The organism is Burkholderia sp. MSMB1835, from assembly GCF_001526365.1.
Classification (GTDB): Bacteria; Pseudomonadota; Gammaproteobacteria; order Burkholderiales; family Burkholderiaceae; genus Burkholderia.
Map to the genome: position 1 here is coordinate 343,440 of NZ_LOYP01000054.1, position 25,145 is coordinate 368,584.

The 25,145-nt window shown below is 65.2% G+C and carries 23 protein-coding genes and 1 tRNA gene; 9 read left to right on the forward strand and 15 right to left on the reverse strand.

Translation table 11 applies throughout. The annotated features are described in order from the left end of the window. Positions 1-89 precede the first annotated feature (89 nt). Positions 90-269, forward strand: a complete 180-nt coding sequence (locus tag WS96_RS27580; RefSeq protein ID WP_034206669.1) for a hypothetical protein — start codon at positions 90-92, stop codon at positions 267-269. Between the two features lie 19 nt (positions 270-288). Here WS96_RS27580 and waaC read toward each other — a convergent pair whose 3' ends face one another. Then, positions 289-1,287, reverse strand: a complete 999-nt coding sequence (waaC, locus tag WS96_RS27585) for a lipopolysaccharide heptosyltransferase I (protein WP_059836992.1) — start codon at positions 1,285-1,287, stop codon at positions 289-291. 191 nt (positions 1,288-1,478) lie between these two features. On the opposite strand from waaC, the gene WS96_RS27590 reads away from it, so the two are divergent. Continuing rightward, on the forward strand, positions 1,479-3,035 hold the full coding sequence (locus WS96_RS27590; RefSeq protein WP_059836847.1) for a chloride channel protein: 1,557 nt from the start codon (positions 1,479-1,481) through the stop codon (positions 3,033-3,035). Positions 3,036-3,151: 116 nt separating this feature from the next. Here WS96_RS27590 and WS96_RS27595 read toward each other — a convergent pair whose 3' ends face one another. The 5 genes from WS96_RS27595 to WS96_RS27615 form a co-directional block, all read right to left on the reverse strand. Continuing rightward, entirely contained in the window at positions 3,152-3,553 is a 402-nt protein-coding gene (locus WS96_RS27595) for a YXWGXW repeat-containing protein (protein ID WP_059836849.1), read from the reverse strand. A 160-nt stretch (positions 3,554-3,713) separates the two neighbouring features. After that, positions 3,714-3,968 carry a cell division topological specificity factor MinE gene (gene minE / locus WS96_RS27600; protein ID WP_006476634.1) on the reverse strand — a complete coding sequence of 85 codons (255 nt, stop codon included), beginning with the start codon at positions 3,966-3,968 and terminating at the stop codon, positions 3,714-3,716. A 12-nt stretch (positions 3,969-3,980) separates the two neighbouring features. Beyond that, on the reverse strand, positions 3,981-4,796 hold the full coding sequence (gene minD, locus WS96_RS27605) for a septum site-determining protein MinD (protein ID WP_006476635.1): 816 nt from the start codon (positions 4,794-4,796) through the stop codon (positions 3,981-3,983). Between the two features lie 59 nt (positions 4,797-4,855). Beyond that, complete coding sequence (minC, locus tag WS96_RS27610; protein WP_059499921.1) at positions 4,856-5,641, reverse strand: septum site-determining protein MinC; 786 nt, start codon at positions 5,639-5,641, stop codon at positions 4,856-4,858. A gap of 169 nt (positions 5,642-5,810) precedes the next feature. Continuing rightward, a complete protein-coding gene (locus tag WS96_RS27615; RefSeq protein WP_257127820.1) occupies positions 5,811-6,434 on the reverse strand; it encodes a GNAT family N-acetyltransferase in 624 nt (207 codons plus the stop codon). Positions 6,435-6,987: 553 nt separating this feature from the next. On the opposite strand from WS96_RS27615, the gene WS96_RS27620 reads away from it, so the two are divergent. Then, the gene (locus WS96_RS27620; RefSeq protein ID WP_059836851.1) at positions 6,988-8,148 is read left to right on the forward strand and encodes an alkane 1-monooxygenase; all 1,161 of its coding nucleotides are present in this window, start codon (positions 6,988-6,990) and stop codon (positions 8,146-8,148) included. 56 nt (positions 8,149-8,204) lie between these two features. On the opposite strand, the gene WS96_RS27625 is transcribed toward WS96_RS27620, so the two are convergent. From WS96_RS27625 to serS, 3 genes are all read right to left on the reverse strand, one after another. After that, positions 8,205-9,740, reverse strand: a complete 1,536-nt coding sequence (locus WS96_RS27625) for a methyl-accepting chemotaxis protein (protein ID WP_059836853.1) — start codon at positions 9,738-9,740, stop codon at positions 8,205-8,207. Positions 9,741-10,010: 270 nt separating this feature from the next. Then, positions 10,011-10,101 (reverse strand) — tRNA-Ser (locus WS96_RS27630). A gap of 117 nt (positions 10,102-10,218) precedes the next feature. Beyond that, positions 10,219-11,520: a serine--tRNA ligase gene (gene serS, locus WS96_RS27635; protein ID WP_034206662.1), complete on the reverse strand. Its 1,302-nt coding sequence runs from the start codon at positions 11,518-11,520 to the stop codon at positions 10,219-10,221. Positions 11,521-11,766: 246 nt separating this feature from the next. On the opposite strand from serS, the gene WS96_RS27640 reads away from it, so the two are divergent. Continuing rightward, entirely contained in the window at positions 11,767-12,039 is a 273-nt protein-coding gene (locus WS96_RS27640; RefSeq protein ID WP_059499917.1) for a DUF2164 domain-containing protein, read from the forward strand. Between the two features lie 43 nt (positions 12,040-12,082). Here WS96_RS27640 and WS96_RS27645 read toward each other — a convergent pair whose 3' ends face one another. The 3 genes from WS96_RS27645 to WS96_RS27655 form a co-directional block, all read right to left on the reverse strand. Further along, complete coding sequence (locus tag WS96_RS27645) at positions 12,083-13,393, reverse strand: replication-associated recombination protein A (protein ID WP_059836855.1); 1,311 nt, start codon at positions 13,391-13,393, stop codon at positions 12,083-12,085. A gap of 223 nt (positions 13,394-13,616) precedes the next feature. Further along, a complete protein-coding gene (gene lolA / locus WS96_RS27650; RefSeq protein ID WP_034206659.1) occupies positions 13,617-14,306 on the reverse strand; it encodes an outer membrane lipoprotein chaperone LolA in 690 nt (229 codons plus the stop codon). Between the two features lie 37 nt (positions 14,307-14,343). Continuing rightward, positions 14,344-16,653, reverse strand: a complete 2,310-nt coding sequence (locus tag WS96_RS27655; RefSeq protein ID WP_059836857.1) for a DNA translocase FtsK — start codon at positions 16,651-16,653, stop codon at positions 14,344-14,346. A 428-nt stretch (positions 16,654-17,081) separates the two neighbouring features. Here WS96_RS27655 and trxB point away from each other — a divergent pair, with 428 nt between their 5' ends. The 5 genes from trxB (at position 17,082) to WS96_RS33170 (ending at position 21,312) form a co-directional block, all read left to right on the forward strand. Then, complete coding sequence (trxB, locus tag WS96_RS27660; protein ID WP_059836859.1) at positions 17,082-18,044, forward strand: thioredoxin-disulfide reductase; 963 nt, start codon at positions 17,082-17,084, stop codon at positions 18,042-18,044. Between the two features lie 136 nt (positions 18,045-18,180). Continuing rightward, the gene (locus WS96_RS27665; RefSeq protein ID WP_059836861.1) at positions 18,181-18,960 is read left to right on the forward strand and encodes a Smr/MutS family protein; all 780 of its coding nucleotides are present in this window, start codon (positions 18,181-18,183) and stop codon (positions 18,958-18,960) included. Next, complete coding sequence (locus WS96_RS27670; RefSeq protein ID WP_006491172.1) at positions 18,947-19,570, forward strand: trimeric intracellular cation channel family protein; 624 nt, start codon at positions 18,947-18,949, stop codon at positions 19,568-19,570. The genes WS96_RS27665 and WS96_RS27670 overlap by 14 nt, the downstream gene beginning before the upstream one ends. Positions 19,571-19,842: 272 nt before the next feature. Further along, on the forward strand, positions 19,843-20,109 hold the full coding sequence (locus WS96_RS27675) for a colicin V family bacteriocin (RefSeq protein WP_059836863.1): 267 nt from the start codon (positions 19,843-19,845) through the stop codon (positions 20,107-20,109). 45 nt (positions 20,110-20,154) lie between these two features. Continuing rightward, the gene (locus WS96_RS33170; RefSeq protein ID WP_082720373.1) at positions 20,155-21,312 is read left to right on the forward strand and encodes a JmjC domain-containing protein; all 1,158 of its coding nucleotides are present in this window, start codon (positions 20,155-20,157) and stop codon (positions 21,310-21,312) included. Positions 21,313-22,025: 713 nt separating this feature from the next. Here the strand turns inward: WS96_RS33170 and WS96_RS27685 are convergent. From WS96_RS27685 to WS96_RS27695, 3 genes are all read right to left on the reverse strand, one after another. Next, entirely contained in the window at positions 22,026-23,144 is a 1,119-nt protein-coding gene (locus WS96_RS27685; protein ID WP_059824288.1) for an ABC transporter ATP-binding protein, read from the reverse strand. A 112-nt stretch (positions 23,145-23,256) separates the two neighbouring features. Beyond that, a complete protein-coding gene (locus WS96_RS27690; RefSeq protein ID WP_034206653.1) occupies positions 23,257-24,114 on the reverse strand; it encodes a carbohydrate ABC transporter permease in 858 nt (285 codons plus the stop codon). Beyond that, on the reverse strand, positions 24,104-25,042 hold the full coding sequence (locus WS96_RS27695) for a carbohydrate ABC transporter permease (RefSeq protein WP_059836867.1): 939 nt from the start codon (positions 25,040-25,042) through the stop codon (positions 24,104-24,106). Before WS96_RS27695 ends, WS96_RS27690 begins: the two co-directional genes overlap by 11 nt. Between the last annotated feature and the right edge of the window lie 103 nt (positions 25,043-25,145).

The following is a 25,145-nucleotide window of genomic DNA, read 5'->3' on the forward strand; positions in this document are numbered from 1 at the left end:
CGGGTTGTACGGCGGCGAGCCCGCTCTATACTCGATCCTGGGCGCGGCGTTACGCGCCCGGTGATCCCGCCCCGACAGGAGCCGCCGCCATGAACATCCGCCTCGCCAATGCCGATCTGATCCTGATCCTCGCACTCGCGCTGGGTGGCGCGCTGCTGCTCGCGCTGCGGTTCCGGCCGAAGACCTGGCGCGGCCTCGTGTTCGAGGCGCTGCTGGCGAATCTGGCGGCCATTGCCGCCGTCGTCACGGTCGAGATGTTGCTGGCCTGATCGCGGCCGCCGCGCCGCGTCAGGCGGACAGCCGCGCGCGCAACGCGCCGTAGGCCGGGCACACCGTATCGATCGCGTCCAGCGCCTCGCCGACGGTCGGCATCGCGCCCGGCTCGCCGATCGACAGCGCATTCGGCGCGCCGCCGATGCCGCAATGGTGACGCGACGTCGCGACGAAAATCATCACGGTCGGCCGCCGCAGGGCGTGCGCCATGTGCACGAACCCCGTATCGACGCCCACCACGAGCGCAGCCCGGCCAAGCGCCGCGCCGAGTTCGCGCACCGTCATCGCCGGTAACACGATCGCACCCGGCGCACGGGCGGCGATATCCCGCGCATCGTCGTGCTCGGCCGCCGATCCCCACGGCAACAGCACGCGCACGCCGCGCGCCATCATCTGCGCGGCAAGGGCGGCCCAATGCTCGGCCGGCCATTTCTTGTCGGGATTGGACGTTGCATGGAACAGCAACATGAACGGCCCGCCGTCGGTCACGGCGGCCGGCAGGCTCGCATCCTGCGGTGCGACGATGCCGTACGTGGCAGGCCCTTCGGGCACATAGCCGAGCGCTTCGCCGGCACTCACGCGCATCCCGTGCCATGCATCGCAGTCCGGCCGCGGACCGAAACGGTGCGAATACGCGAAGCGCGCGCCCGTTTCGCCGAGATCCTGCGTCTGGTAGCCGACGCGGCGCGCGGCACGCGCCAGCGACGAAATGATCGCGCTCTTGTAGACGCCGTGCAGATCGATGGCGGCGTCGTACCGATGCGCGCGCAACGCACCGATCGAAGCGGAGATCGCCTTCAGGTCGGCGACGTTGCGCATTTTCTTGAAGCGGCGCAGCGGCGCGCACAGCACGGCGCTCACGCCCGGATGCCAACGCACGACCTCCGCGCACGATTCGTCCACGGCCCAGTCGACCGTCACGCCGGGGAAGGTGCGATGCAGGTCGGCGACGACGGGCAGCGTCTGGACGACGTCACCGAGCGACGTCACTTTCACGATGAGGATGCGTTTCACGATGTACGGGAATTCCTGACTGGCCATTCGGCATGCTAACGACGGTTTCTGTGCGCAAACATTACGCCCGCATTACATTTGCAACAAATTGCATCTCTTTTGTGAATTATTGTCGCGCCTCGCAGGCGTTTGTCGCCCCCGCTGGCATCGGGTTCTTTTTATAATTCACTCTTTGCCTCCGGCCCGAGCCAATGCCGCGCCCCGCCCTTCCCTCGCTGTTCCCCGCCCTCACCCGCCGCTCGCTGCGAATCTGGCGCCAATACGGTGTTTTCTGGCTCGGCGCGATCGTCGTCGGCCTCGCCGCCGTACTGTACGCCCGGTTGATCGACTGGGGCTACGAGACTTTCCGCACGATGCGCGATCACGCCGTCTGGCTGCCGCTGCTGCTGACGCCGGCGATCGCCGCGATGTCGGTATGGATCACGCGCCGTTTCTTCCGCGGCGCCGAGGGCAGCGGCATCCCGCAGGTGATCGCGACGCTGCATGCGCGCCCGAGCGCATTCGGCGCCCGGTTGCTGACGCTGCGCATCCTGTTCGGCAAGGTGCTGATCTCGCTCCTCGGCATCCTCGGCGGCTTCACGATCGGCCGCGAAGGGCCGACGGTGCAGGTCGGCGCGGCGCTGATGTTCAACCTGCGGCGCTTCTACCCGCGCTCGAACGCGCAGATCGAACGCCAGCTGGTGCTGGCCGGCGCGGCGGCCGGGCTGTCGGCCGCGTTCAATACGCCGCTCGCCGGGATCGTGTTCGCGATCGAGGAGCTGACCCGCAGCTTCTCCGCGCGCGCCAGCGGCGTACTGATCACCGCGATCATCCTCGCCGGCGTCGTCGCGCTCGGCCTGAACGGCAACTACACGTATTTCGGCACGATCGACACCGGTCTCCATTTCCCGAAGCTGCTGGCGGTCGCGGTGCTGGTCACCGCGATCGTGACGGGCATCGCGGGCGGGCTGTTCTGCTGGCTGCTGCTCAATACGGGGCGCTGGCTGCCCGCGCAACTGCTGAGCCTGTATCGCGAGCGGCCGGTCGCGTTCGCCGCACTGTGCGGCTTCGCAATCGCCGTCGTGGGCCTCGTATCGGGCGGCACGACGTTCGGCAGCGGCTACGCCGAGGCGCGCGGCCTGCTCGACGGCAGCCAGCAGCTGTCGGTGTTCTATCCGTTCCTGAAGATGGTGTCGATGGTCGCGTCGTACCTGCCGGGCATTCCGGGCGGGATCTTCGCGCCGTCGCTGTCGATCGGCGCCGGCTTCGGCAATCTGCTGCATGCCGTGTTCACCCACATGAGCCTGCCGATGCTGATCGCGCTCGCGATGGTCGGCTATCTGGCCGCCGTCACGCAGTCGCCGATCACGTCGTTCGTGATCGTGATGGAAATGATCAACGGTCATGCGCTGGTGATTTCACTGATGGCGACCGCACTGGTATCGAGCCGGGTCTCGCGCTTTTTCGCGCCGCCGCTCTACGAAACGCTCGCGCAGCGCTATCTCGCGCCGCCGGTCGCGGCGGCCGCGCCGGCCGCGTCCACTGCAGCGGCCGCTGCGAGCAACGTGACCGACGTGACCGAACCCCAGGACGCAAACGCCGCCCCCGCCGATCCGCTCGACACGCTGCGCGACGAAGGCGGCAACGAGCCGGCCACCGCAGCAGCAGCCGACAGCGCTGCGCATGCACCGGCGCCGCACGATGACGGGCCGGCTACGACCGACGCAAACGGTCCGGCGCAGCGGCACGGCCCGCGCGACGCTCAGTAGATCACGACAGGCGCCGGCCGGTAGTAGACCGGCCGCGCCGGCACGACGATGCACCCGGCCAGCGTGATCGCGACGAGCACGATGGCGATTGCGGTTCTTTTCATCGCGCGCCTCCGTCAGGCCCAGTGGCCGCGCGTCCAGAACCAGTTCGGGCCGCGCTGGTCCCAATGCCCCGGCACCCATTGCATGCCCACGCGCTCGGCTTCCCAGTGGCCGCCGATCCATACGTAGCGGCCATGATCCCAGTGCCAGTGCCCGCGCTCCCACACGTAGCCCACGCGCGTGGCCGGTACGACCTCGTAGCGCACGGGCGGCGGCGCATTCGGCGCGACGACGACGATTTCGCCGGTGCGCACGGCGACCGGCTCCGCGATGACCATGCGCCCCTGCGGCGCGAGCACGGGCGCGCCGACGAGAATCTCGTCCGCATGCGCGGCAAGCGGTGCGACGACGGCTGACAGGCCCGCGGCGAACAGCGCGAGCGAAACGATACGACGTGAAACGGTAGAAACGGCCATCACAACCTCCGGACTGAACAAGTGACGCGAGCGTATTCGTTCAATGCGGGAGGGTCGATTGCGGCCGACAGGCGCCGTGTTACGGCGTGCCCGAAAGTGCAACAGGGCGTAAGACGCGCACGGCGGCGGGCGCCGCCGTGCGGAGGGACACCCGCCAGCGTCAGGCTTGCGGGATCTCGATCTTCACTTCGAGGACTTCGAGATCGTCCTGGCGCTCGAGGCTCACGCGGATGTCATCGTCCGAAATATGGACGTACTTCGAGATGACCGCGACGAGCTCTTTCTGCAGCGCCGGCAGGTAATCGGCCGGCGGCCGGCCGCCGACCCGCTCGTGCGCGATGATGAGCTGCAGGCGCTCCTTCGCGACCGATGCGGACTTCTTCTTCTCGCCGAGGAGAAACGAAAGGATGGACATGGGCGGCCTCCGTTACTTGCTGCCGAAGAGGCGCTGCAGCAGGCCCGGCTTCTGGTAATCGGTGAAGCGCAGCGGCTTGTCCTCGCCGAGAAAGCGCGCGACGACGTCCTTGTACGCTTCCGCAACGTCGGTGCCGTCGATATGCACGGCCGGCAGACCCTGGTTCGATGCGTGCAGCACGGCCTCCGATTCGGGCACCACGCCGATCAGCTTGATGCGCAGGATCTCGCTGATGTCCTCGAGCGACAGCATCTCGCCCTCGCTCACGCGCTTCGGGCTGTAACGCGTGATCAGCAGGTGCTCCTTGATCGGCTCCTTGCCTTCGGTCGCGCGCTTCGTCTTCGACGACAGGATGCCGAGAATGCGATCCGAGTCGCGTACCGACGACACTTCCGGGTTCGTGACGATCAGCGCTTCGTCCGCGAAGTACATCGCGTGCAGCGCGCCCGCCTCGATACCGGCCGGCGAATCGCAGACGATGTATTCGAAATCCATCGCGACGAGGTCGTTCAGCACCTTCTCGACGCCGTCGCGCGTCAGCGCATCCTTGTCGCGCGTCTGCGACGCCGGCAGGATGAACAGGTTCTCGCACTTCTTGTCCTTGATCAGCGCCTGGTTCAGGTTCGCTTCGCCCTGGATCACGTTCACGAGGTCGTACACGACGCGACGCTCGCAGCCCATGATGAGATCGAGGTTGCGCAGGCCGACGTCGAAGTCGATCACGGCCGTCTTGTGGCCGCGCAGCGCGAGGCCCGACGCGAAGCTCGCGCTCGTCGTCGTCTTGCCCACGCCGCCCTTGCCCGAGGTCACCACGATGATTTTTGCCATTTACCCAATACCCTGTGTTCGTCAATGAGAGCCGATCGATCCGGAGCGCACCGCGTGAATCACGTCAGGCGCAGCGGTTCGATCATCAGTTTTTCCTCTTCGAGCCGGATCTGCACCGATTTGCCCAGTACGTCGGCGGGCAGCGGGTTCTCGGTCGTTCGATAGATACCCGCGATCGAAATCAGTTCCGGTTCGAGACACGTGCAGAAAATGCGCGCGTCGTGATTGCCGTGCACACCCGCGAGCGCGCGGCCGCGCAACGGCGCGTAGATGTGGATATTGCCTTCCGCGATGATTTCCGCGCCGTGACTGACCGGCGCGAGCACCACGAGGTCTCCTTTCGCGTAAATCTGCTGCCCCGAGCGCAGCGGCCGGTCGATCACCAGCGTCTGGCCGCCGGCCTGCGAGAGCGTCGGCGCGGGCTCCGACGACTGTTCGGGCGCCGCTGCGGTTGCCGCAGCGGCGGCGGTTTCGGCGGCTGGCACGGCCGCCGGTTCCGCTTCGTCGGCAGGTTTCGCGGCCGGCGCGCGGCGATCGCGCGCCTCCAGCAACGGCAGGCCGGCTTCCCCCGCCCAGCCCTGCGTTGCCAGTGCGACGACGCCCACCGGACGCATCCGCACGTCGTTCAGCATCTGCCGGATGTCCGCGAGCGCGACGCGTTCGCCGTCAGCCAGGCGGCGGACGTCGATCGCGACGACATCGTCGGCGAAAAACTCGGGAGTCGCTTCGAAGCGCTTGACCAGTTCGGTACGCAACGCATCGAGATCGGTCGTCTTCACGGTGAACAGCAACGTATCGACCGATCCGCTGCGCAGCTCGAAGAATGGCGATTTTTTAAGCGACATGGACACTCTGCAAAAATTTTTTGCGTATTTTACAGGCGTCCACGCGTGCGGCCATTATTTTTGGGACGAGGCGTGGCGGCGGCCCGCGCGGACGCGCCACCGACCAGCGGGCGGGCCGGTGGGCGACCGGGCTGTCATCGCGCCACGCGGTGGCCTTTTTGAGGTCGCGTCAGTGCTTCACCTGCGACACGAACAGCGATTTCATCGCGCCGGGCATCCGTGCGATCGGCGCGTGTTCGCCGGTGTTGCCGAAGCCGGCACGCTCGTAGAAGCGGATCGCGTTGCGGTTCGCATCGGCGATCCACGCGTAGACGTCGGTGGCGCCGCGCTCGGCGAGCCATGCGGTGGCCGTCTCCAGCAGCAGCACGCCGCCGCGCAGGTGACGCACCGCATGCGCGACCCACAATTCGCTGACGAACGCGCGCCGCTCGGGGGTGTTGTCGAAATACGCGCCGATCATGCCGGCCGGATGGCCTTCGGTGTACAGCAGGAAAGTCGTCGACTCGTCGGACACGGCGCGCTGCGCGGCAATCGCCGACGCCTCGTCCGTTTCGACGGTCAGCAATTCGGCCTCCGGCGCTTCGCCGGGTGCGTAGGGCTCACGCAGCGACGCGGCGCGGAGTTCGCGATACACGCCGCCCTGATCGGCAGCGATACGACGAACGGTCAAGGTCGAACTCATGCAGGCACAGCCCCCTTCGGACAGCAAGCTAGTAGCTTCAACCGAAAGCGGGGCATGAGTCAAATCGTAATTTTCAAATGGCGGCGCGGATCGAAAGGCGGCAGACGTCATCCGCGGCGATATGCGCCGCTCGGTGTGCAGGTGCAGCATCGGCGCATCGACGCAGGCCGGCCGATGGCGCGTGCGATCTCGCGATCCGACGCTTCGCGTCGTTCTCCTTGCGACGCGCGGTCGTCCGGTTGCGAGCCGCGCTGGGTCGCATTGCTGCGACCGTAATGCTACGTAATATAAGCGAACGAAAAGCCCGCTGCGCCCCTCCTTCGCCGACTTCCGTATTGCAACGCAACATTTGTTGTAGCCGCGTCGTACCGGCCGGTGCGTGCCGCCCGCGGAGTCATTCATCCGACGAACACATCGCCGCCGCGGGCCGATCCGCCTTCGTCGGCATGTTTCAATCAGCGCGCGTCGGGCCCTCCCCGACGCCCGTTGCGCGCACCCCGTCGTTTGGAGCGACACGCCTAGCGTCGGAGTTTGGCAAGCGCGCGCACCGGTCGTATAACAGGCAGAACCGGACGACGATCCGGGGGCTGCCGCGCGCGTCGCGGCCCACGAGGATTCGAACGATGTTGCGGCCGCCCGCGGGCCGGCCGACTGGAGGGAGACAATGGCAATGACCGACGGACCGGCTTCGGGCTGGTCGGATGGCAAGCGTTACCTGTGGCTGCTCGGCGCGTTGACGATCACGCTGCCGATCCTCGCCGCGCAGCTCGCGCTGTCGACGGGCCTTCACGTGTTCTGGTGGTTCGGCCCGCTGTTCGCGTTCGGCGTGATCCCGATCCTCGACACGCTGATCGGCGACGATCGCGACAATCCGCCCGAAGCCGTCGTCCCGCATCTCGAACGCGAGCGCTATTACCGGTACATCGTCTATCTCGCGACTTTCGTCGAATACGTCGCGTTCTTCATGTGCGTGCGGATCGTCGGCACGCATGCGCTCGCGTGGTACGACTACGTCGGCTTCGCGCTGTCGCTCGGCGCCGCGACGGGCATCTCGATCAATACCGCGCACGAGCTCGGACACAAGACCGACCGCTTCGAACGCTGGCTCGCGAAGATCACGCTCGCGCCGGTTGCTTACGGCCACTTCTACGTCGAGCACAATCGCGGCCATCACGTGCGCGTCGCGACGGCCGAGGATCCGGCGAGCGCGCGCTACGGCGAATCGTTCTGGGCATTCCTGCCGCGCACGGTGACCGGCAGCATCCGCTCGGCGTGGCGGCTCGAAAAGGCCCGCCTCGAACGGCTCGGGCATTCGCCGTGGACCTGGCGCAACGAAGTGCTGCACGCGTGGGCGATGACCGCGGTCGTGTGGGGCATCGCGATCGCGATGGCCGGCAAGGTCGCGATCCCGTTCCTCGTGATCCAGGCCGTCTACGGCGCGTCGCTGCTCGAAGTCGTGAACTACGTCGAACACTACGGGCTCGGTCGTCGCAAACTGCCGAGCGGCCGCTACGAACGCTGCACGCCGCAGCATTCGTGGAACAGCAATCACGTCGTCACGAACCTGTTCCTGTACCAGTTGCAGCGACACGCCGACCATCACGCGAATCCGACGCGCTCGTACCAGGCGCTGCGCCACTTCGACGATGCGCCGCAGTTGCCGGCCGGCTACGCGACGATGATCCTGCTCGCGTACGTACCGCCGCTCTGGTATCGCGTGATGAACCCGCGCGTGGTCGCGCACTATCGCGGCGACATGGCGCACTCGAACATCAAGCCGTCGATCCGCGACAGGGTGCTGGCGCAGTATCCAGCGGCGGCGTGATGCTCGGCGAAAGCCGGCGCGCATTGCGCGCCGCGGCCGGCGCGAGCGCTCTGCCGTCACGCCATCTCCGGCAGCCTGAACACGGCCACCGCGTGCCGCAGTGCGCTCGCCTGCTCGGCCAGTGCGTGAGTCGCGGCCGCGGCCTGCTCGACGAGCGCCGCGTTGCGCTGGGTCGCCTCGTCCATCTGCGTGACCGCGACGTTCACCTGATCGATGCCGCCGCTCTGCTCTTGCGACGCGGACGAGATTTCCCCGACGATCGTCGTGACGCGCTGCACTGCGTCCACGATCTCGTGAATCGATTCTCCCGCACGGCCGATCAGCACGGCACCCTCGTCGACCCGCCGAGTCGATTGTTCGATGAGCCCCTTGATCTCCTTCGCGGCCGACGCGCTGCGCTGCGCGAGCGTGCGCACCTCCGCCGCGACGACGGCGAAGCCGCGCCCCTGCTCGCCGGTGCGCGCGGCTTCGACCGCCGCGTTCAGCGCAAGGATGTTGGTCTGGAAGGCGATGCCGTCGATCACCGCGATGATTTCGCCGACTTTCGTCGCGCTGTCGGCAATGCCGTTCATCGTGTGGACGGCGTCCGTCATCACGCCGCCGCCGGTCGACGCGATGTTCGATGCATCGTGCGCCAGTTGCGCCGCATGTTGCGCGTGCTCGGCCGACTGACGCACGATGCCGGTCAACTGCGCCATGCTCGCGGCTGTCTCCTCGAGCGACGCGGCCTGCGATTCGGTCCGCGACGACAGATCGTGATTGCCGGAGGCGATCTGCGCGCTCGCGGTGGCGACGGCCTCGGCATGCGTACGCACTTCGAGCACGACGCGAGACAGGCTGGTCTGCATCGTCTGCAATGCCCGCAGCAGATGGGCGATCTCGTCTCGGCCGCTCGCGTCGACGTCGCGGGTCAGGTCGCCGCCGGCGACGGCCTGGGCACACGCCACCGCGCGATCGAGCGGGCGCAGGATCGCGCGACTGAACAGGAACGCCCCGACCATCGCGACGCCGAGCACCACCAGCATCAGCACGAGGCTCACGGCGGTCGCCCGCTGCGCGTCGCGGCTCGCCTTCGCCGACACGGCGGCGCTCTCCGCGGCGATCGTCTGTGCCGCCCGCTCCAGCAGCGCAGCGGGCTCGCGGTCGACGCCCGCGACGGCGGCGTCGCCGGCCGACGGGTCGAAACCGGCGGCCTTGAACGCGTCGAAGCCACGCCGGTAGCCGTCACCCATCGTCGCGTGCTCGCGCATGAACTGCTCGACGAGCGAGCGGCTCTCGCCGGCCGGCAACCGCCGGACGAGCTGCGCGGCGAGCGAATCGACCGCGCGCTCGCGCGTCTGGAATGCCTGCCAGTAGCGATCGAGCTTCTCGGGCTGCTTGCCGCGCAACAGCGTGTCCTTCCATTCCTGCACCTGCAGCTTGAATTGCACGAGCGAGGCCGACACGAGCCGTTCGTTGCCGACGTTCGTCTGCACGTCTTCGGCAAACGTATCGATCGACCGGTTGAGGATGTGGATGCCGTATAGCGCGCCGCAGAACATCAGTGACAGCGCGACGGCAAATGCGAGAGGAATCTTGTAGCTCAGCTTCATGGAACCTTGAGTCGACGTGGAACGATGGCGGGCGGCATGGGTGCCGGCCGCGGTACCGTGTTAACGGCGCGGACATCGAAGGTTTAAAGCTGAGGAAAGCGGTGAAGGTCGGGTACCGCGCGGGCCGGTCAGCTCGAACGGCGCGTACGGTGCCGTGGCGCGACTGTCCCGCGGCGTCATCCGGCGGCGCACGATGACGAGCTACGCATTGCACCGGCGACCCAAAACGAAAAACCCCTTGATCCTTCCGGATCAAGGGGCTTCGTATTTTGGCGGAGAGGGTGGGATTCGAACCCACGGTACGGGGAAACCGTACGCCTGATTTCGAGTCAGGTACATTCGACCACTCTGCCACCTCTCCTTCCTTACTGCATTTCGCGGTTGGTCGTTTCCGCGAAAGAAAAGATTATAAAACGATCTTTTCTTGGCTGACAAGTCCCTTCTGCAAATTTTTTTGCGGAACTTCGAAAGGCCCGCGTTACGACGCCTGTGCCGGCGCGTCGATCCGCTCCATGCCGCCCATGTACGGACGCAGCACTTCCGGCACCGTGACCGAGCCGTCCGCGTTCTGGTAGTTCTCCAGCACCGCGACGAGCGTGCGGCCGACCGCCAGGCCCGAACCGTTCAGCGTATGCACGAGCTCCGGCTTGCCTTGCGCGTTGCGGAACCGCGCCTGCATCCGGCGCGCCTGGAACGCCTCGGTATTCGAGCAGCTCGAGATCTCGCGATAGGTGTTCTGCGCGGGCAGCCACACCTCGAGGTCGAACGTCTTCGCGGCCGAAAAGCCCATGTCGCCCGTGCACAGCGTGATCACGCGGTACGGCAGGCCGAGCTTCTGCAGGATCGCTTCCGCGTGGCCGACCATCTCGTCGAGCGCCGCGTACGACGTTTCCGGCGCGACGACCTGCACCATCTCGACCTTGTCGAACTGGTGCTGACGGATCATCCCGCGCGTGTCGCGGCCGTACGAACCGGCTTCCGAGCGGAAGCACGGGGAATGCGCGGTGAGCTTGATCGGCAGCGCGGATGCGTCGACGATCGACTCGCGCACGGTGTTCGTCAGCGAAATCTCGGACGTGGAGATCAGGTATTGCGTGACCGTGTTTTCCGCGCCGCCCTTCTCGACGCGGAACATGTCGTCCGCGAACTTCGGCAACTGGCCCGTGCCGTACAGGATCTCGGGATTCACGATGTACGGCGTATACGTTTCGGTATAGCCGTGCTGCTGCGTGTGCGTGTCGATCATGAACTGCGCGAGCGCGCGGTGCAGCCGCGCGATCGGGCCGCGCAGCATCGTGAAGCGCGCGCCGGCGAGCTTCGCGCCCGTTTCGAAATCGAGACCGAGCGGCGTGCCGACGTCGACGTGATCCTTCACCTCGAAGTCGAACTGGCGCGGCGTGCCCCAGCGGCGCACCTCGACGTTGTCGGCTTCGTCCTTGCCGACCGGCACGCTTTCGTGCGCGACGTTCGGCATGCCGAGCATCAGGTCGGACAGGCGCGCCTGGATCTCGCCGAGCTTGGCTTCCGACGCCTTCATGTCGTCGCCGATCCCGCCGACCTCGGCCATCACGGCCGACGTGTCCTCGCCCTTCCCCTTCATCGCGCCGATCTGCTTCGACAGGCTGTTGCGGCGCGCCTGAAGCTCTTCGGTGTGGGTCTGGATCGCGCGGCGTTCCGCCTCGAGGGCGGAGAACGCGGCGACGTCGAGGGTGTAGCCGCGATCGGCGAGGCGCTTGGCGACGCCGTCGAGGTCTTTGCGCAGCAACTGGATGTCGAGCATGGGAGGACTTGGAAAAATCGTTGTGTAAGACGGGAATTCTAACGCACCCCGCGGCCGCCACGGCATTGGCCGGACGGACGATGCCGCAAATGGGCGGCCATGGCAGTATCGCATTGGCGGTCCGTCGCACCGGCGGCCGGCGAATGGCCGCGCGCCTCGCGATGACGGATCGCGACACGCCGCGCCGGCACATGGCAACCGAATCAGGCGAAGCACCGGCTCCGCGTCACAGCCCCAAGGAATCCGATGACCATCGAACTCGACAAGGATTTACGCGACCGCGCGATCGCGTCGCTGCAACGTTATTTCACAGAAAACATGGACGAGCCGATCGGCAACATCCAGGCCGGCGCGCTGCTGCATTTCTTCGTCCAGGAAATCGCGCCGGCGATCTACAACCTCGCGATCGCCGACGCGCAGGAGCGCCTGCATGCGCGGGTCGCCGAACTCGACATCGAATGCCACGAAGAGCCGTTCGAATACTGGAAGAAGCAACCGCCGGGCCGCAACAAGCGCTGACGCATCCGCGGCGGCGCAGGCCGGAGCGGCCCGCGCGGCGCCGTCAGTCCTTCTTGCCGGCCTCGCGATCGAGCTCGCGCAGCCATGCAAGCTTGTCGGCGATCTTCGATTCGAGCCCGCGCGGCACCGGCTGATACCAGCGCGGCTCGCGCATCCCGTCCGGCAGGTACGTCTCGCCGGCCGCGTACGCGTTCGGCTCGTCGTGCGCGTAACGATAAGCGTGACCGTAGCCGAGCTCCTTCATCAGCTTGGTCGGCGCGTTGCGCAGGTGCACGGGCACCTCGCGCGACTTGTCCTGCTTCACGAACGCCATCGCCTGGTTGAACGCGTTGTACCCGGCGTTGCTCTTCGCCGCGCACGCGAGATAGATCACGGCCTGCCCGAGCGCGAGTTCGCCTTCCGGCGAGCCGAGCCGCTCGTAGGTTTCGGCGGCGTCGTTCGCCACCTGCAACGCGCGCGGATCGGCCAGGCCGATGTCTTCCCATGCCATCCGCACGATGCGCCGCGCGAGATACTTCGGATCCGCGCCGCCGTCGAGCATCCGGCAGAACCAGTACAGCGCGCCGTCCGGGCTCGAGCCGCGCACCGACTTGTGCAGCGCCGAAATCTGATCGTAGAAGTTGTCGCCGCCCTTGTCGAAGCGCCGCGCGTTCAGCGTCATCGCGCTGCTGACGAAGTCGGCGTCGATGGTCGTGACACGGGCCGACGACGCAGCCGTCTGCGCCTGCTCCAGCAGGTTCAGGAAGCGCCGCGCGTCGCCGTCCGCGTAGCCGATCAGCGTATCGATCGCCTTGTCGTCGAACGCGAGGCCGTCGAGCGCGATGTCCTGCGCGCGCTTCAGCAACTGACGCATCTCGTCGTCGTTCAGCGACTTCAGCACGTACACCTGCGCACGCGACAGCAACGCCGAATTCACCTCGAAACTCGGGTTTTCGGTCGTCGCGCCGATGAAGGTCACGAGGCCCGACTCGACGAACGGCAGCAGCGCATCCTGCTGCCCCTTGTTGAAACGGTGGATCTCGTCGACGAACAGGATCGTGTGGCGCCCGGTGCGGTTCAGCGTGTCCTTCGCCTGCTCCATCGACTCGCGGATGTCCTTCACGCCGCCGAGCACCGCGGACAGCGCGATGAACTCGCAGTCGAACGCGAGCGCGGTGAGCCGCGCGAGCGTCGTCTTGCCGACGCCGGGCGGCCCCCACAGGATCATCGAATGCGGCTTGCCCGATTCGAACGCGAGCCGCAGCGGCTTGCCTTCGCCCAGCAAATGCGTCTGGCCGATCACCTCGGCGAGCGTTTTCGGCCGCAGCGCCTCGGCGAGCGGCCGGCGCGGCTCGACTTGAAACAGGTCGGACATGAACCCTCGCTCCAGATCAAACGATGGCGGCCGAACCGGCCGCCGGACCTGACATTATGACAGCCGCGCGACCATGCCGCCGCGCGTGGTGGGCAGTGATGGCGCCTGGCGCCGGTACTCCGTACCCGCGGACGCCATGCGCCGCGCCCGGTAACCGCGCCTGAAAACAACACGGGCCTGCCGTCGCCGGCAGGCCCGTGTCGGGAAATCGGCGCAACGAACGTCAGCCGTTGATCACGTCCGCGCCCTTCGGCACGACGAACTTGAACGTATCGCCCTTCAGCGGCGGGTTCGTCTGGATGTTCGTGAAGGTCAGCAGCGTCACGTTGCCGAACACGTCGTGCAACTCCATCGCGGCGAGCGTGCCGTTGCGGAAGCCGATGCCGATCCGCTGGAACTGCGTGTCCTGCGCCTTCGGCAGCATCTCGAGCCACTCGATGCCGCCCTTCTCGCCGGCATCGCGCAGCGTGTAGTTCTTGTCGAGATCGTTGCTGCCGAACAGGATCGCGGCCGGGCTCGCGCCCAGCGCGCCGTTCAGCTTGCGCTCGGTGACCTGGTTCAGGTCGCGGTCGTACACGTACAGCTTGTCGCCGTCGGCCTGCAGCACCTGCTGGTACGGCTTCTGATACGTCCAGATGAATTTGCCCGGGCGCGAGAACACGAACGTGCCGCTCGAATTGTCGGTGGGCTTCGGCGCGGCCTGCGCGGCGCTCGCGCCCTTGGCCGGCGCCTTGACGATCTGCTGCGTGAAATCGCCCTTGGCCGAACGCACCTGCGACACGAAGGCCTTCAGTTGCTCGGTGCCGCCCGCGAACGCGTGCGTCGCCGCGAGCATCAGCGAGGCGCCGGCGAGCGCCGCACCGAGCCAGCGCCGCGTCGAACGAAGAGACATTGCGAACGAATGTTGCTGCATATTGCGGTTTTCTCCCTGGGTGGCCGGCGCCGCGGACTCATTCCGCGTCGCGCGCCGGCACAAGAATTTCGCGGTTGCCGCTCGACGACATCGCCGACACGAGCCCCGACTGTTCCATCTGCTCGAGCAGCCGCGCCGCGCGGTTGTAGCCGATCCGCAGATGACGCTGCACGAGCGAGATCGACGCGCGGCGGTTCTTGATGACGATCTCGACCGCCTGGTCGTACAGCGGATCAGACTCGCCGCCGCCTTCGCCGGTTCCCGCGCCGGCCGAGCCCTCGTCGCCGTCGGCGGTGCCGCCTTCGAGCAGCCCCTCGACGTAGTTCGGCTCGCCCTGCTCCTTGAGCTTCTCGACGACGCGATGCACTTCGTCGTCGGCGACGAACGCGCCGTGCACGCGCACCGGCAACCCCGAGCCGGGCGGCAGATACAGCATGTCGCCCATCCCGAGCAGCGATTCGGCGCCCATCTGGTCGAGAATCGTGCGCGAGTCGATCTTCGACGACACCTGGAACGCGATCCGCGTCGGCACGTTCGCCTTGATCAGGCCGGTGATCACGTCGACCGACGGACGCTGCGTCGCGAGGATCAGGTGGATGCCGGCCGCACGCGCCTTCTGCGCGATCCGCGCGATCAGCTCCTCGACCTTCTTGCCGACGACCATCATCAGGTCGGCCAGCTCGTCGATCACGACGACGATGTTCGGCAGGCGGCCCAGCGGCTCGGGATCGTCCGGCGTCAGGCTGAACGGGTTCGGGATCTTCTCCTCGCGCTTCGCCGCGTCGTCGATCTTGTTGTTGTAGCCGGCGAGGTTGCGCACGCCGAGCTTGCTCATCAGCTTGTAGCGGCGCTCCATCTCCGCGACCGTCCAGTTCAGCGCATGGCCGGCCTGGCGCATGTCGGTGACGACCGGACACAGCAGGTGCGGAATGCCTTCGTAGACGCTCATTTCGAGCATCTTCGGATCGATCAGGATCAGGCGCACCTGCTCGGCGGTGGCCTTGTACAGCAGCGACAGGATCATCGCGTTGATCCCGACCGACTTGCCCGAACCGGTCGTACCGGCCACCAGCAGATGCGGCATCTTCGCGAGATCCGCGCACACCGGCTTGCCGCCGATGTCCTTGCCGAGGCTCAGCGTCAGCGCCGACGCTGCGGCCGCATACACCTCGGAGCCGATGATCTCCGACAGGTGCACCGTCTGGCGGCGCTGGTTCGGCAGCTCGAGCGCCATGTAGTTCTTGCCGGGAATCGTCTCGACCACGCGGATCGACACGAGCGACAGCGAACGCGCGAGATCCTTCGCGAGGTTGACGATCTGGCTGCCCTTCACGCCGGTGGCCGGTTCGATCTCGTAGCGCGTGACGACCGGGCCCGGATACGCGGCGACGACGCTCGCCTCGACGCCGAAGTCCTTCAGCTTCTTCTCGATCAGGCGCGACGTGAATTCGAGCGTATCGGCGGAAATCGCTTCCTGCGTCTTCGGCGCCGGGTCGAGCAGCGACACCGGCGGCAGCGTCGAATCGCCCGGCAGGTCGGTAAACAGCGGCACCTGGCGCTCGCGCTCGACGCGCTCGGACTTCGCGGGCGTGACGACCGGCGGCACGATCGTCACCGGCTCGTGATCCTCGATGCGCACGCGCTCCTCCTCGACCTTGCCTTCGCGGCGCACCGCCGCGGCCTCGCCGAGCTTGCGGTCGCGCTCGGCCTCGCGGCGCAGCTTCGCGACGTTGACCGCGGACAGGATCGCGCCGCCGACCCGCTCGGCGACCGACAGCCACGAGAAGCGGAAATACAGCGACAGGCCGATCGCGAGCGCGATCAGCAGCAACAGCGTGCCGCCCGTGAAGCCGAACGCATGCGACATCGCACCCGCGACGGCCTCGCCGACGACGCCGCCCGGCGCACGCGGCAACTGCACCTTCAGCGACCACATGCGCAGCGCCTCGATGCCGTCGCAGGCGAGCACGACCAGCACGAACGCAAAGATTTCGGTCAGCCAGCCGATCGGCCGCTCCGGTTCGTCGGGAATCGCGTCGTGGCGCGTGATGCGGCGGTAGTTGACGGCGATGCGCCGCCCGAGCGGCACGATCAGCCAGTAGGCCGACAGGCCGAACAGCAGCAGGATGATGTCGGCCGTCCACGCGCCGACGCGGCCGGCCCAGTTCGAGATGTGATCGACCTGGGCGGCGTGCGTCCAGCTTGGATCGCGCCGGCTGTAGCTCAGCAGGGCCATCACCAGAAAGGCGCAGAGCGCGACCTGGAGAATCCAGCGGATCTCCGTGAGGAGCTTCGACATCCGGTGCGGCAACGCCTGTGCCTGGGCGGAATAAGGAGCTTTTGCCATGAATCCGTATAAAGAGGACGGGCCGTGCGCCCGCCTGTCGTTCGATCGCGCTTATTGTAAACGCTGCACCGCGCCGCCAAGTGTAAATGACGGTTACATAAGAGGGCCGGGATCACGCATCGAGCGGATACCGGGATACCGCGCGGGCGAGCCCGACACGCGCCGGCCCGTCACTCGCGCTCGACTGCGGCAATGCGGCCGCCCGATGCGGCGGTGCCGGGAGGCGTCGCTGGCGCCCCGCCCTGCTTGCCGCGCCGCCGGCCGCCCGCGAAACACTATCGTCACGATTGAAACTCTCGTTCGGCAGCGCAGCAACGGGGCCTTTATAATGCGCGTCTGATACCCATCTATGACGGCATCCCGGTCAACGCCGGATCGTCCGGCGAGCCCTATCCGGCCCGCCGCGGCCGCCTTTTACGGATTCGCACATGTCCACGCCCAAACACGCCAAAGTCCTGATTCTCGGTTCCGGCCCCGCCGGCTACACGGCCGCCGTCTATGCGGCACGCGCCAACCTGTCCCCGGTGCTGATCACCGGCATCGCGCAGGGCGGCCAGCTGATGACGACGACCGACGTCGAAAACTGGCCGGCGGACGCGAAGGGCGTGCAAGGCCCGGAACTGATGGCGCGTTTCCAGGAGCATGCGGAACGCTTCAACACCGAAATCGTCTTCGACCACATCCACACCGCGAAGCTGCACGAGCAGCCGATCCGCCTGATCGGCGACTCGGGCGAATACACGTGCGACTCGCTGATCATCGCGACCGGCGCGTCGGCGCAGTATCTCGGCCTGCCGTCCGAGGAAGCGTTCATGGGCAAGGGCGTGTCGGCCTGCGCGACCTGCGACGGCTTCTTCTATCGCAACCAGGAAGTCGCGGTGATCGGCGGCGGCAACACGGCCGTCGAGGAAGCGCTCTACCTGACCGGCATCGCGAAGAAGGTCACGGTGATCCATCGCCGCGACAAGTTCCGCGCGGAGCCGATCCTGATCGACCGCCTGCTGGAGAAGCAAAAGGAAGGCGTCGTCGACATCAAGTGGGATCACGTGCTTGACGAGGTGACGGGCGAGGAATCGGGCGTCACGGGCCTGCGCATCAAGAACGTGAAGACCGGCGCGACGGAAGACCTGCACGTGCAGGGCGTGTTCGTCGCGATCGGCCACAAGCCGAACACCGACCTGTTCCAGGGCCAGCTGGAGATGAAGGACGGCTACATCCTGACGAAGAGTGGCCTGCAAGGCAACGCGACGTCGACGAGCGTGCCGGGCGTGTTCGCCGCGGGCGACGTGCAGGACAACGTGTACCGCCAGGCGATCACCAGCGCGGGCACGGGCTGCATGGCCGCGCTCGACGCGCAGCGCTACCTCGAGAGCCTGCACGACAAGAAGTAAGCCGGGAGCCTTGCCGCGCCGGACGCTACAATGGCGTCCGCTGCCGCGAAGCGGGCTCGACCGGAAAGCCGCTGCCGCCGCGCAGCGGCTTTTTTTGTGCCCGCGCGCCCGAACGCGCCTGCCCCGTTACCGAATCATGGCGAAGAACCAGCCCCATCCGAGCGATCCCGCGAAGCGGAAGATCGCTGCCCGTCCCGTGACCCCGGCGCCCGAGGCGCCGCCGCCCGCGCCCGATGCGGCCGCGTTGCGCGGCCAGGGCCTCGCGGGCCTCGGCGCATTGCGCAAGTCGCTGCAAGGCGAAGCCGATCGTCGCGAACGCGCGCGCATCGAAGCCGCGAAGGCCGAGCGCAAGGCGGAAGCCGACGCGAACCTGTTCCGCAACGAAATCGGCGCGATCCGGCCGCTGAACGCGCCGCCGCGCGCGTCGTCCGGCCGCATGCCGCCCGACCCGGTGCCGAAACAGACGCAGCGCGACGAGGAAGCCGTGCTGAACGCGACGCTGTCCGACGAATTCGATCCGGAGACGCTGCTCGACAGCGACGAATCGCTGTACTACCACCGCCCCGGCATCAGCCGCGAGGTGGTGCGCAAGCTGAGGAGCGGCGCATGGATCGTGCAGGCGCAGATCGATCTGCACGGCGTGCGGCGCGACGAAGCGCGCGATGCACTCGCCGAATTCATCCGCGAAGCCGGCAAGAAAGGGCTGCGCTGCCTGCGCGTGATCCACGGCAAGGGGCTCGGCTCGATCGGCAAGGAACCCGTGCTGAAAGGCAAGGTGCGCGCATGGCTCGTGCAGAAGGAAGAGGTGATCGCATTCTGCGAGGCCCGCGGCCACGACGGCGGCGCGGGCGCGGTGCTGGTGCTGCTGCAGCCGCACGCGGCGCCGGCCGACCGGGGGCCGCGTGCCGCATCCTAGGCTGACGCTCGCGATCGCGGTACTGGAGGCGATCGCCACGCTGGCCTTCGCGATTTCAGGGTTCATCGAGGCGCGCAAGAACCGCCTCGACTCGGTCGGCACGTTCGTCGTCGCGCTCGCGACCGCATTCGGCGGCGGCACGCTGCGCGACATCCTGCTCGAGCGCCGGCCGTTCTACTGGGTCGTGCACGACGACTACGTGATCGCGATCTTCGTGCTCGCGCTGTTCGCGCCGTTCGTGCTGCGGATGCTGTCGCGGCTGTCGGCCGAACGGCTGCTGCTGATCGCCGATGCGATCGGACTCGGCATCTTCAGCATCTCGGGCACGGCGATCGCGCTCGACGCCGAGATGCCGCGCTTCATCGCGGTGATGATGGGCGTGATTACCGGCGTGGTCGGCGGGATCGTCCGCGACGTGCTGTGCAACGACATCCCGCTGATCCTGCGCGATTCGCGGCCCTACGCGACCTGCGCGTTCGTCGGCTGCTGGTTCTACCTGCTGCTCGTGTGGCTGCAGTTCGACTCGGTGTACAGCGTGCTGCTCGCGACCGGCTTCATCCTCGTCGCCCGGCTCGCGACGTTCAAGTTCGACGTGCGGTTGCCGCACTGAGCGGCTGGATCCGTCGCCGCGCCTCACCTCGACAATTCACCGCTGAACGCCGCTCGAGGCGAATCTTGAACGCGGCGTCGAGAGCAGTATGCCGCTTCGCTCCTTCGAATGTATCGGTTGCCTTCGCAGTGTTGCTTCTCAAGATCAATGCAACCCGACGCCCCCCAGGCGAATATCTCAAAATAAACCGCTTGCAAATGATCATCAATTACGCAACACTAAGAAAGCAATTCGTAATAATTTAAATAAATAACTTCGAGGGTAAATATCAAATGAGAGAATTGACCATCAACGAATTGGATCTCGTTTCCGGCGCCACGTGGGCAGGTGATATCGCCATGAGTGCGGCAACTGGCTGGGCCGGCGCTGTCGCGGGGTTCGGCATCGGCGGCGTGATCGGGGGCCCCGTCGGCGGTATGATCGGCGGCGCAGCCGGTTTTGGAATGGGAGTGGCCGCGAGTGCAGGGTTCTCTGCGAGCGGCGGTACATTCGGGCGTGAACCAGCGGGCACGGATTATTCCGGCTGCAACTACCATTAACATTAATGACGCTTCACGACATAAAAATTTCCGAGAGGAGACTTCGTGAGCATTCAATTCAGCATCGAACCCTCCCTATTCAAAAATCAATATCAAGAAAAGAAGCCGCTCCTCATGAGGAGCGCAGCTTCGATCGAGAATTTTTCTTGGAGAGATGTAAACGAATTTTTTTCAAGATGCGATGTCGAGTCGAAAGATTTCAAGATTTCATATAACGGAATTCGTCCAAAGCACGAGTACGTCGAGAGCTATCTGGATATCGGAACGCTGCGACACCGGCTGGTCAAGCCTGTTGTATACGACCTTCTGCGCAAAGGCGCGACATTGATCGCGAATAAAATTACCAATGAGCCGCTAATATATGAATTTTCACGCGCCATCGCGCAGTACACCGGACGGCGGATTGTAAGTAGCGCATATGCGGCGTTCGGGACGAAGGACTCATATCGTTGTCATTGGGATACCCGCGATGTCTTTGCCGTACAGATCATCGGACGGAAGCGTTGGATTCTGTATGAACCGTCTTTAGAGTTGCCTCTCTACACCCAACAAAGCAGAGACTATGAACATCTACATCCTTGCCCCTCGGCGGTGTATATGGACACCGTCCTGGATCCCGGCGACGTTTTGTACATTCCACGCGGATGGTGGCACAACCCGCTACCGCTAGGCGGTGGAACGTTTCATCTAGCTCTAGGGACTTTTCCAGCGTATGCGATCGATTATCTGAGCTGGATCGTAGCTCAAATGCAAAATTTTTTATCTGCAAGAAAGGCACTTGTCCATCCGAAGCCGGACAGTGAATTAATGGGCGAACTTACAAAGGACTTGAACTCCTTGATAATGGACCCAAAATCATACGCTAAATTCATCGATGAATACATTGGAGCAACCCGAATCGACACACCTCTTGCGATCGACATTTTTGGCAACACGCAAATTGATGCAATAAGCGACAGCACTTCATTACGGATTGCAACGCAGACACCACATCACGGCCTTGCCAATCGCTACATCATAGCAAATGGAACCAAGATCAATCTCAGTGCACAGAGTATGATTTTGATTACAACAATCATCGAAAAACCGGGGATCACAGTTGGAGGCTTGAAATATCACCACCCCGACCTAGATGGAAACAAAGTCACAAAACTAATAACCGATCTCTGCCATCATGACATTATTGAAATAATGCCCGAATGATATGCCGCGCCAAATTACCGTCGGAAGCCATTCCAACCATTTCGCACGACCAGCCCTACCCTATCCAGCTTCGACCAAACTTTTCAGTCAAACATCGATTACGCCAAAAGACGACCATGAAGACGATCCCATTTCTATTCGTCCTTCGACTAATAGTTCCAGAACTCAAATCCATCCCGAAAAACGAAATTCACCTCGTTCTCGAAAGCGCCGAACTTACCTCGGAGGACCGCACAAAAAAATGCTACCGGCAATGCTTCGTCGCGTCCATATTTGTTCCATTCATCGCATTGCTCTCCATCTTCTTTTCGTTTGACCTGTTCTCAATAGAACCTAGGATGCTAACCGTACCGGTTCTAAGTGCGGCCTCGGTCTACTTGAGCCTGCTCATGCTCTCCATTCTCGGTTCAGTTATATTTGCCCCCGCGGTTCGCGAGGAACTCAAATCGAGGCGCAACCTTCACCAATTCGATTGATATCGTTTCAGATGGTATTTTTCAGTAATCGAGGACTCTTGAAGCTCTCTCATCACGCCCTTCAGAAATACAGGTTGGAACTAAGATGTTTTCTCGCGCTTTTTTGAGACACGGAGCGCATTTGCCAACGTACGGAACATTGCACGCCGCAGCAGTCAGCACCCGTGTATTCCGCGAAATACACAAAGGGCCGTCACATGGGACGGCCCTTTGCATTTTCGGCGAGACGTGCCCGCGTCAGGCGATCCGCTCTTCCGACGCCGGATCGAACAGCACCGCCTTCGACACGTCGAACAGCAGCGACTGCGTCTGCCCCGGCTGCGGGTTCGCGGCCGGATGCACGCGGCTCACGATCCGCTTGCCGTTCACCTGCGCGAACACGTGCGTGTCCGGCCCGGTCGGCTCGGTCACGTCGACGCGCACGTCGATCGGCTGCAGGTTCGACGCCTCGCCGTTGTGCGCGTTGCGCGCGTCGGTGATGCGCTCCGGACGCAGGCCGAGGATCACCTCGCGGCCGACGTGCGACTTCAGCTTCGCCGCGTCGAACGGCAGGATCAGCGCGCTGCGCGCGAGGCCCGTGTCGATCTCGAGCGCGATCCCGCTACCCTGCTCGACCAGCTTGCCGTTGATGAAGTTCATCGGCGGCGCGCCGATGAAGCCCGCGACGAACAGGTTCGACGGCGAATCGTAGATCTCCTGCGGCGCGCCGAATTGCTGGACCACGCCGTCCTTCATCACCGCGATGCGATCGCCGAGCGTCATCGCCTCGATCTGGTCGTGCGTCACGTAGACGATCGTCGTGCCGAGGCGCTGGTGCAGCAGCTTGATTTCCGCGCGCATCTCGATGCGCAGCTTCGCGTCGAGGTTCGACAGCGGTTCGTCGAACAGGAACAGCGACGGATCGCGCGCGAGCGCGCGGCCCATCGCGACGCGCTGGCGCTGGCCGCCCGACAACTGGCCCGGCTTGCGATCGAGCAGATGCTGGATCTGCAGCATCGCGGACACGCGCTCGACGATCTGCTGCTGCTCGCTCTTCGGCACCTTGCGGATGTTCAGCCCAAACGAGATGTTCTCGCGCACCGTCATCGACGGATACAGCGCGTACGACTGGAACACCATCGCGATGTCGCGATCCTTCGGCGACAGGTCGTTGACGACCTTGCCGTCGATGCAGATCTCGCCGCTCGTCACGGTCTCGAGGCCGGCGATCATGTTGAGCAGCGTCGACTTCCCGCAGCCCGAGCCGCCGACCAGGATCAGGAACTGTCCGTCCTCGATCTCGATGTCGACACCCTTCAGGACCGGCACCCCGTTCGGGTAGGTCTTGTACACGTCACGGATGGAAAGGCTTGCCATGCTGTGAATCCTCTGTCTCGTCTCGCGCGGCGCGCTCCGGCGCCGCGTCGGGTTCGTTTCGATGCGCCGCGCGTCTTGCGCGGCCGGTTCGTCGTATCAGATAAAACCGCGCCTACCCCTTCACCGCGCCCGCCGTCAGCCCGCGCACGAAGTAGCGGCCGGCGACGATGTAGACGAGCAGCGTCGGCAGCGCGGCGATGATCGCGCCGGCCATGTCGACGTTGTATTCCTTCACGCCCGTCGACGTGTTGACGAGGTTGTTCAGCGCCACCGTGATCGGCATCGAGTCGACGCCGGAGAACACGATCCCGAACAGGAAGTCGTTCCAGATCTGCGTGAACTGCCAGATCAGGCACACCATGAAGATCGGCAGCGACACCGGCAGCAGGATCTTCGTGAAGATCGTGAAGAACCCCGCGCCGTCGATGCGCGCGGCCTTCACGAGTTCGGCCGGCACGCTCACGTAGAAGTTGCGGAAGAACATCGTCGTGAACGCGATCCCGTACACGACGTGCACGAACACGAGGCCCGGAATCGTGTTGGCGAGGCCGAGCATCCCCTGCAGGCGCGCCATCGGCAGCAGGATCACCTGGAACGGGATGAAGCAGCCGACCAGCATCATCGTGAACAGCGCGTCCGCGCCGCGAAAGCGCCAGTGGGTGAGCACGTAGCCGTTGAACGCGCCGATCAGCGACGAGATCAGCACGGCCGGAATCACCATCTGCAGCGAGTTCAGGAAGAACGGCTTCATCCCGTCGCAGCGCACGCCGGTACAGGCGCCGCTCCATGCCTTCACCCACGGGTCGACGGTCCAGTGCGACGGCGGCGTCAGCAGGTTGCCGGTACGAAGCTGGTCGAGGTCCTTGAACGACGTCGACAGCATCACGTAGATCGGGAACAGGAAATACAGCGCGAACAGGATCAGTGCCGCATAGATCACCGCCCGGCTGATCGTCATCTTAGGCTGCATTGCGGGTGCTCCTCGATTCCATATACATCAGCGGCACCAGCACCGCGACCACGGTCGCGAGCATCATCACCGAGGACGCCGCGCCCAAGCCCAGCTGGCCGCGGTTGAACGAAAACGTGTACATGAACATGGCCGGCAGCGACGACGACGTGCCCGGGCCGCCGGCCGTCAGCGCGACGACGAGGTCGAAGGTCTTGATCGTGATGTGGCAGAGGATCAGCAGCACCGAGAAGAACACCGGGCGCATGCTCGGGATCACGATCTTGCGGTAGATGGTCGGCAGCGTCGCGCCGTCGACCTGCGCGGCCTTGAAGATCTCGCCGTCGACGCCGCGCAGCCCCGCGAGGAACAGCGCCATCACGAAGCCGGTCGACTGCCACACGGCCGCGATCACCACGCAGAAGATCGCCTTGTCCGGATCGTCGAGCCAGCCGAACGAAAAGCTCGTCCAGCCCCAGTCGTGCATCACCTTCTCGAGGCCGAGGCCCGGGTTCAGGATCCACTGCCACGCGGTGCCGGTGACGATGAACGACAGCGCCATCGGGTACAGGAAGATCGCGCGCAGCGCGCCTTCGTTGCGGATCCGCTGATCGAGCAGGATCGCGAGGAACAGCCCGAGCCCGACGCAGATCGCGATGAATGGAATCCCGAACCAGCCGAGGTTCGCGGCGGAGGTCCACCACACGTCGTTCTGGAACAGGTCCGTGTAACGGTCGAAGCCGTCGAATTCGTAGTTGGGCAACAGCCGCGAGTTGGTCAGCGACAGATAGCCGGTAACCAGGATGAAGCCGTAGATGAACACCACGGCGATCGCGACGCTCGGCGCGAGCACGAGCTTCGGGATCCAGCGATCGGCGAAGGCCGACATCGGCGACGTACGCCGTGCGGCGGCAGCGCCGGATCCGTTTCCGCTAAGAGGGGCAGCCACTTGATTCGACTCCTGGAACGAGGGCGGCGCAGGCCGGGCCGGCGCCGGGTACGGCACGAGCCCGCGGGCGAGCCCGTTTGCTGCACATGCAAAAACGCCCGGC

Excerpts from the sequence above, each read along its gene's own strand:
- minC (WP_059499921.1), bottom strand. The coding sequence starts at position 5,641 with ATGTCGCTTAAAAAATCGCCATTCTTCGAGCTGCGCAGCGGATCGGTC.
- minD (WP_006476635.1), bottom strand. The coding sequence starts at position 4,796 with ATGGCAAAAATCATCGTGGTGACCTCGGGCAAGGGCGGCGTGGGCAAG.
- WS96_RS27640 (WP_059499917.1), top strand. The coding sequence starts at position 11,767 with ATGACCATCGAACTCGACAAGGATTTACGCGACCGCGCGATCGCGTCG.
- WS96_RS27590 (WP_059836847.1), top strand. The coding sequence starts at position 1,479 with ATGCCGCGCCCCGCCCTTCCCTCGCTGTTCCCCGCCCTCACCCGCCGC.
- WS96_RS27685 (WP_059824288.1), bottom strand. The coding sequence starts at position 23,144 with ATGGCAAGCCTTTCCATCCGTGACGTGTACAAGACCTACCCGAACGGG.
- WS96_RS27665 (WP_059836861.1), top strand. The coding sequence starts at position 18,181 with ATGGCGAAGAACCAGCCCCATCCGAGCGATCCCGCGAAGCGGAAGATC.
- WS96_RS27645 (WP_059836855.1), bottom strand. The coding sequence starts at position 13,393 with ATGTCCGACCTGTTTCAAGTCGAGCCGCGCCGGCCGCTCGCCGAGGCG.
- serS (WP_034206662.1), bottom strand. The coding sequence starts at position 11,520 with ATGCTCGACATCCAGTTGCTGCGCAAAGACCTCGACGGCGTCGCCAAG.
- WS96_RS27675 (WP_059836863.1), top strand. The coding sequence starts at position 19,843 with ATGAGAGAATTGACCATCAACGAATTGGATCTCGTTTCCGGCGCCACG.
- lolA (WP_034206659.1), bottom strand. The coding sequence starts at position 14,306 with ATGCAGCAACATTCGTTCGCAATGTCTCTTCGTTCGACGCGGCGCTGG.
- WS96_RS27615 (WP_257127820.1), bottom strand. The coding sequence starts at position 6,434 with ATGACGTCTGCCGCCTTTCGATCCGCGCCGCCATTTGAAAATTACGAT.
- trxB (WP_059836859.1), top strand. The coding sequence starts at position 17,082 with ATGTCCACGCCCAAACACGCCAAAGTCCTGATTCTCGGTTCCGGCCCC.
- minE (WP_006476634.1), bottom strand. The coding sequence starts at position 3,968 with ATGTCCATCCTTTCGTTTCTCCTCGGCGAGAAGAAGAAGTCCGCATCG.
- WS96_RS27625 (WP_059836853.1), bottom strand. The coding sequence starts at position 9,740 with ATGAAGCTGAGCTACAAGATTCCTCTCGCATTTGCCGTCGCGCTGTCA.
- WS96_RS27690 (WP_034206653.1), bottom strand. The coding sequence starts at position 24,114 with ATGCAGCCTAAGATGACGATCAGCCGGGCGGTGATCTATGCGGCACTG.
- WS96_RS27580 (WP_034206669.1), top strand. The coding sequence starts at position 90 with ATGAACATCCGCCTCGCCAATGCCGATCTGATCCTGATCCTCGCACTC.
- WS96_RS27620 (WP_059836851.1), top strand. The coding sequence starts at position 6,988 with ATGGCAATGACCGACGGACCGGCTTCGGGCTGGTCGGATGGCAAGCGT.
- WS96_RS27655 (WP_059836857.1), bottom strand. The coding sequence starts at position 16,653 with ATGGCAAAAGCTCCTTATTCCGCCCAGGCACAGGCGTTGCCGCACCGG.
- WS96_RS27595 (WP_059836849.1), bottom strand. The coding sequence starts at position 3,553 with ATGGCCGTTTCTACCGTTTCACGTCGTATCGTTTCGCTCGCGCTGTTC.